Annotated in this window: 5 protein-coding genes and 1 pseudogene; 1 reads left to right on the plus strand and 5 read right to left on the minus strand. The window is 52.2% G+C overall.

Going from position 1 to position 6,125, the window contains the following annotated elements:
* The 5 genes and pseudogenes from asnB to nagB form a co-directional block, all read right to left on the minus strand.
* Positions 1-641: pseudogene (gene asnB / locus H7A81_RS24930) on the minus strand (asparagine synthase B); the annotation flags it as partial.
* Between the two features lie 329 nt (positions 642-970).
* On the minus strand, positions 971-1,723 hold the full coding sequence (locus H7A81_RS24935; RefSeq protein ID WP_034829095.1) for an HAD-IIA family hydrolase: 753 nt from the start codon (positions 1,721-1,723) through the stop codon (positions 971-973).
* Positions 1,724-1,762: 39 nt separating this feature from the next.
* Complete coding sequence (locus tag H7A81_RS24940) at positions 1,763-2,983, minus strand: N-acetylglucosamine repressor (RefSeq protein WP_034829098.1); 1,221 nt, start codon at positions 2,981-2,983, stop codon at positions 1,763-1,765.
* Positions 2,984-2,990: 7 nt separating this feature from the next.
* Positions 2,991-4,139, minus strand: coding sequence for an N-acetylglucosamine-6-phosphate deacetylase (gene nagA, locus H7A81_RS24945; protein ID WP_182059060.1), 1,149 nt, complete (start codon positions 4,137-4,139; stop codon positions 2,991-2,993).
* Positions 4,140-4,199: 60 nt separating this feature from the next.
* Positions 4,200-5,000, minus strand: coding sequence for a glucosamine-6-phosphate deaminase (gene nagB, locus H7A81_RS24950; RefSeq protein WP_034829102.1), 801 nt, complete (start codon positions 4,998-5,000; stop codon positions 4,200-4,202).
* A 342-nt stretch (positions 5,001-5,342) separates the two neighbouring features.
* Here nagB and H7A81_RS24955 point away from each other — a divergent pair.
* On the plus strand, positions 5,343-6,125 hold a 783-nt coding region (locus H7A81_RS24955), incomplete at its 3' end, for a PTS transporter subunit EIIC (RefSeq protein ID WP_182059061.1).

Here is a 6,125-nt window from a genome sequence, read left to right on the forward strand (position 1 = left end):
TGCTTCAGGCCCGCAGCGTCAGTGGTGTTCTCGGCAACGGCAGAGAAATCCATCCAGTCACGCTGCCAGTAACGACGGATTTCGCCATCGCTGCTGCACAGGAAGCTTCCCGGCGGGAATTCTTTGATGGTGCGGCAAACCGGCACCAGCGCTTTCATTTCAGAGGCGACAAACAGGTTGCCGTGCTCATCGTTGCCCATGTACAGCGGGATAATCCCGATGTGGTCACGGCCAATCAGATACTGCTGCTTCACGCTGTCCCACAGAATAAAGGCGAACATACCTTGCAGGTCATCGAGGAAATCGAGACCTTTTTCTTGATACAGCGCGAGGATCACTTCGCAGTCAGAACCGGTCTGGAACGCATAACGATCGCTGAGTTCAGCACGCAAAGCCTGATGGTTGTAGATCTCACCGTTCACGGCCAGTACGTGGGTGTGGTCAGCGTTGTACAGCGGCTGTGCGCCGTTGTTGACGTCAACAATCGACAGGCGCTCATGCACCAGAATGGCTTTGTCATCGGCATACACGCCAGACCAATCCGGTCCACGGTGACGCATCAGACGGGAACACTCCAGCGCTTTCTTGCGCAGTTCAACAGGATCGGATTTCAGATCCAGCACACCAAAAATCGAACACATAACTGACTCCTGATCTCACCTTGCGGCGATGTTATTTCTACGTTTGTCCGGCAGCCTTGACTGCGTGATGTATAAGAAAATGCGCTATCAGGTGGTGTTAACGCAAGTTAAATTGCGATCTTTTGATAAAAAGATTGTTGTGATGGCTTAAAAATTAAATTTCATCTAATTAAATGCCAATTAAATTAGATGGCGTCTAATGAATTGGCGTTTGGATGATTTCCTGCGCAATTAACGGTGCACAGAATCATAATAAAGGGATGTAAAAACAAACGCCCTGCTCACACGACGTGCGGGCAGGGCGATAAGTAAACGCGATAAGAGAAGGTTTAGAACAGGTCGATATCGGCCACTGAAGGGTAAATCCAGTCAGGGCGGAAAGGCATCGCATCAATGTCACTCAGCGTCGAAACCCCGGAGAGCACCAGAATGGTTTCCAGGCCCGCCTGGAATCCGGCCAGAATATCGGTGCGCAGGTTATCGCCGACAATCACCGTCTCTTCCGAGTGGGCATGCATCTTATTTAGCGCAGCACGCATGATATACGGGCTCGGCTTACCGACGTAAAACGGTTTGCGACCGGAGATGGTTTCGATACCGGCGCAGAGTGCACCGCAGGCTGGCACAAAACCGCGTGCGTGGGTATCCGGGTTGGTGGCGATAAAGCGTGCGCCATTAGCCACAAAGAAAGCCGCTTTGTGCATCATTTCCCAGTTAAAGGAGCGCGTCTCCCCAACAATCACAAAATCGGGATTCACATCGGTGATGGTAAATCCGGCTTTATACAGTTCGTGAATCAGCGCGCCTTCGCCAATCACGTAGGCTTTTTTGCCTTCCTGACGACGCAGGAAATCGGCTGTCGCCATCGCCGAGGTATAGAACACTGAATCCGGTACCTCGACACCCGCATTGGCAAAACGGTTTGCCAGATCCTGAGCGGTTTGCGACGGATAGTTGGTCAGCACCACCAGCGGCATCTCTTTTTCAAGGATGCGCTGCAGAAACTCATTCGCGCCTTTCACGGCGGTATTGTCGTGCATCAACACGCCGTCGATGTCACAGATTACGCTTTTGATGGTCATATTGGCTTCCGGTCGGGCCCGCCAGACGGCAGGCTTCAATTATTCTTCCAGCAGATGCTGCAGCAAAATACCATTCAGCATCGCACGTTTCGCCAGGGCAAAGGCGCCAATAGCGGAACGGTGATCCAGTTCGGAACGCACCACCGGCAGGTTTTTGCGGAACGCATTCAGCGCCTGGGTATTAATGCAGCCTTCAATCGCCGGGAACAGCACTTTGTCTGCGTCGGTGATTTCGCCCGCCAATACCACCTTTTGTGGGTTGAACAGGTTAATGGCAATCGCAATCGCTTTCCCGAGATAACGCCCTACATACTCAATCACTTCGCAGGCCAGCGCATCGCCCTGGTTGGCGGCACGGCAAATTTGCGGCATCAGGCAGTTATCCAGCGTCAGCGTGCTGGGATAGCCCTGGTTGAGCAAATGGCGCACGCGATTTTCAATCGCGCCATTGGCGGCAATCGTTTCCAGACAGCCAAAGTTGCCGCAGTGGCAGCGCTCACCCAAGGGATCGACCTGGATGTGGCCAATTTCGCCCACGTTGCCGTTGCTGCCGAGGAAAATATGGCCGTTAGCGATGATGCCCGCGCCGGTACCGCGATGTAAACGCACCAGTATGGAGTCTGCACAGTCACGACTTGCACCGAAATAGTGCTCCGCCAGCGCCAGACTACGGATATCGTGACCGACAAAGCTGGTGACGTTAAAGCGTTTCTGCAAGCTGGATACCAGCGGCCAGTGGCTGACAGCGATGTGCGGCATATAGCGAATAATGCCGTTAATCGGGTCCACCAGGCCTGGCAGAATCACCGCGATCGCGATTAATTCATGAATCTTGCGTTGATGCGCCGCCATAAATGCCGTGATGGCATTGAACAGCGCATTCTCCAGCGTTTCCTGGGTGCGCTCAGGCAGGGGATAATCTTCCTGCGCCAGCGATTTTCCGCTCAGATCGAATAATGTCAGCGTGGCATCATTGCGTCCTAAGCGAACGCCGATGGTATGAAAATGGCGAGTTTCGGTAATGATGGAAATGGCGCGGCGACCACCGGTAGAGGCTTGTTGCTCTACCTCTTTGATCAGGCCGCGCTCAATAAGCTGGCGGGTAATTTTCGTGACGCTGGCGGGCGCAAGCTGGCTGAGATCGGCAATCTGTATACGCGATATCGGCCCTTGTTGATCAATTAGCCGGTAAACGGCTGCACTATTGAGTTGTTTGACAAGATCGACATTTCCTATTTGAGTCTGGCCGCCAGTGGTCATTCAGTACTTACTCGCTGAGGACGTCGTCTCCATTGACTAACGTCTTAGTGATTTGATAATCGCGGGTAAAGACAGTGAGGTTAGCGACTTTTCCTGCTGTCACTGAACCCAGCTGTTTTTCCACACCCATTGCCTGGGCCGGGTAGAGCGTTGCCATGCGCAAAGCTTCATCCAGCGCGATACCGCAATGTTCGACGCTGTTTTGCACCGCTTCAATCATGGTGAGCGCAGAACCGCTTAAGGTACCGTTTTCGTCAACGCAAAGGCCGTCGCGATAGTATATTGTTTTGCCTGCAAAAATGAATTTATCAATTGACGCGCCAGCGGGTGCGGTCGCATCCGTTACCAACACCAGCTTGTCACCTTTGATGCGCTTTGCATTACGCACGTTAGCGTAGTGGACATGTAAACCATCCGCAATGATGCCGCAGTATACATCAGGTGAATCAAACAGCGCACCGATCAGACCAGGTTCACGCCCTGCAAAGGTTGGCATGGCATTATAAAGGTGAGTGGCAAAAGAGACACCCGCACTAAAGCCCGCTTTGGCTTCTTCGTAAGTGGCGTTTGAATGGCCCGCAGAGACAATAATGCCGGCATTGCAAAGCTTGCCAATCACCTCGGCACCGGCATTTTCTGGCGCCAGCGTCACTTTGGTGATCACGTCTGCGTTGGCGCAAAGAAAATCGACCATCTCCGCATCGGGCAGACGAATCAAATCTGGATTATGGGTACCTTTTTTGGCTTTGTTCAGCCATGGACCTTCCAGGTGTAGGCCTAACGCCTGATTAGGGTGTTTGGCCAGATAGGCGCGCATGGTTTCGATGGCACGCTTCATCAAAGCATTGGTGCTGGTGATCAGCGTTGGCAGATAGCTGGTGCAGCCTGATTTTTCGTTGGCACGCTGCATGATTTCCAGCGTTTCCACGCTCAGCGCATCGATATCATCGTTAAACTGCACGCCGCCGCAGCCGTTTAACTGCAAATCAATAAATCCGGGAGCGATAAACGCACCAGCCACATCCTGCTGTGTCATCGTTGCATCAAGCGCATCTCGTGGGCACACGCGCTCAATCAGGCCATCTGCAATCACCACTGCATGATTGTCCAGAATTTCATGACCGGTAAAAATCCGGCCGTTCACTAATGCGTACATCGTTTTTCTCTCCCGGCTAAGCCTGCCACCTTACGGCAGCAGGTTTTTCACAACGTGTTCTCACACACCTTTCATATTTTCCGCTTCCATTTCGCGGAAATATTTCACGGTTTTCACTTTCAGTTCCATGGTGGCCGGTTCGTCACACACCACCACAGATTTCGCATGCAGCTGCAGGCAGCTGATGGTCCACATATGATTAACGTTACCTTCTACAGCGGCCTGCAACGCCTGCGCTTTAAGATGGCCCGTCACCAGAATCATCACTTCTTCGGCATCCAGAAGCGTACCCACACCCACGGTCAGAGCGTACTTTGGCACCTGGTCGACATCGCCGTTAAAGAAACGCGAGTTGGCGATGCGGGTATCGTGCGTCAGGGTTTTGATGCGGGTGCGGGAAGAGAGTGAAGAAGCCGGCTCATTAAAGGCAATGTGTCCGTCGTTGCCCACGCCGCCCATAAACAGATTAATTTTACCGTAAGAGCGAATCTTCTCTTCGTACTGGCGACATTCTGCGTCAATATCTGGCGCATTGCCATTCAGAAGATTGATATTTTCTGGTTGGATATCAACGTGATCGAAAAAGTTGCGGTACATGAAGCTGTGGTAGCTTTCCGGATGCTCCTTTGGCAGGCCCACGTATTCGTCCATATTGAACGTCACCACATGCTTGAAACTAACCTGGCCCGCTTTGTGCATATCAATCAGGTGCTTGTAAGCTTCCAGTGGCGTACCACCGGTTGGCAAGCCCAGCACGAAGGGACGTTCTGCGCTAGGCTTAAACGCATTAATGCGGTTAACAATGTGGCGTGCAGCCCATTTACCCACCTGGGTCGGTGTGGCCAAAGGGATCAGTCTCATGTCTTCACCTCAATTAAGATTAGGAAAATGTTGTCGCCGATGCTGGTTTAGGTTGCTGCCATTAAGCGTAATCGGTTTAAGCGCAACCAGCAGGGAAAAGTGCGACCTGATATTTTTCATCATAAAATAAGTTTGTGGTGGTGGCTAGCATTTCGCAGTGATAAACGTCCATTATGGTGATTAAAGTCACAGTTACTGTGGTTTTAATTTGCGAGGCGAATTAATTTATCTTTACACTGCGCCTCGTGGTGAAAGATGTCATCAAGGTACCGAGCGTAGGGATAATAAAATCAACCCGCGCTACGGCAAACGCCAGTCTCATAGGGGGAGAAAAAGGTGAGTATTTTAGGATATCTGCAAAAGGTCGGCCGCGCGCTTATGGTGCCGGTAGCGACATTGCCGGCAGCGGCAATCTTGATGGGGGTAGGGTATTGGATTGATCCAGACAGCTGGGGTGCAGGCAATGCGCTGGCCGCTCTGCTGATCAAGTCCGGTTCTGCCATTATCGAAAATATGTCAGTGCTGTTTGCCATCGGTGTGGCTTACGGTATGTCCAAAGATAAAGATGGTGCGGCCGCGTTAACCGGCTTCGTGGGCTTCCTGGTGGTGACGACACTCTGTTCACCTGCCGCAGTAGCGATGATTCAGAAGATTCCGGTCGATCAGGTGCCTGCTGCCTTCGGCAAGATCAACAACCAGTTTGTGGGTATTCTGGTCGGTATTCTCTCCGCTGAAGTGTATAACCGCTTTAGCCATGTTGAGCTGCCCAAAGCGCTGTCGTTCTTCAGCGGGCGCCGTTTGGTGCCGATCCTTGTCTCATTCCTGATGATCGTTGTGGCGTTTATCCTGATGTACATCTGGCCAATCATCTTCGGCGGCCTGGTGAACTTCGGTGAGCACATTCAGAAAATGGGCTCGGTGGGCGCAGGCGTGTACGCCTTCTTTAACCGCTTGCTGATTCCGGTCGGTCTGCATCACGCACTGAACTCCGTATTCTGGTTTGACGTGGCAGGCATTAACGATATTCCTAAGTTCCTTGGCGGTGCACAATCAATCGCGAATGGCACGGGTATCCCGGGCATCACCGGTCGCTATCAGGCGGGCTTCTTCCCGATCATGATGTTT

This window comes from Pantoea sp. ME81 (assembly GCF_903970985.1).
Lineage (GTDB): Bacteria > Pseudomonadota > Gammaproteobacteria > Enterobacterales > Enterobacteriaceae > Pantoea > Pantoea communis.

Coding starts and splice junctions, on each gene's coding strand:
- H7A81_RS24940 (WP_034829098.1), bottom strand. CDS start 2,983: ATGACCACTGGCGGCCAGACTCAAATAGGAAATGTCGATCTTGTCAAA.
- nagB (WP_034829102.1), bottom strand. CDS start 5,000: ATGAGACTGATCCCTTTGGCCACACCGACCCAGGTGGGTAAATGGGCT.
- nagA (WP_182059060.1), bottom strand. CDS start 4,139: ATGTACGCATTAGTGAACGGCCGGATTTTTACCGGTCATGAAATTCTG.
- H7A81_RS24935 (WP_034829095.1), bottom strand. CDS start 1,723: ATGACCATCAAAAGCGTAATCTGTGACATCGACGGCGTGTTGATGCAC.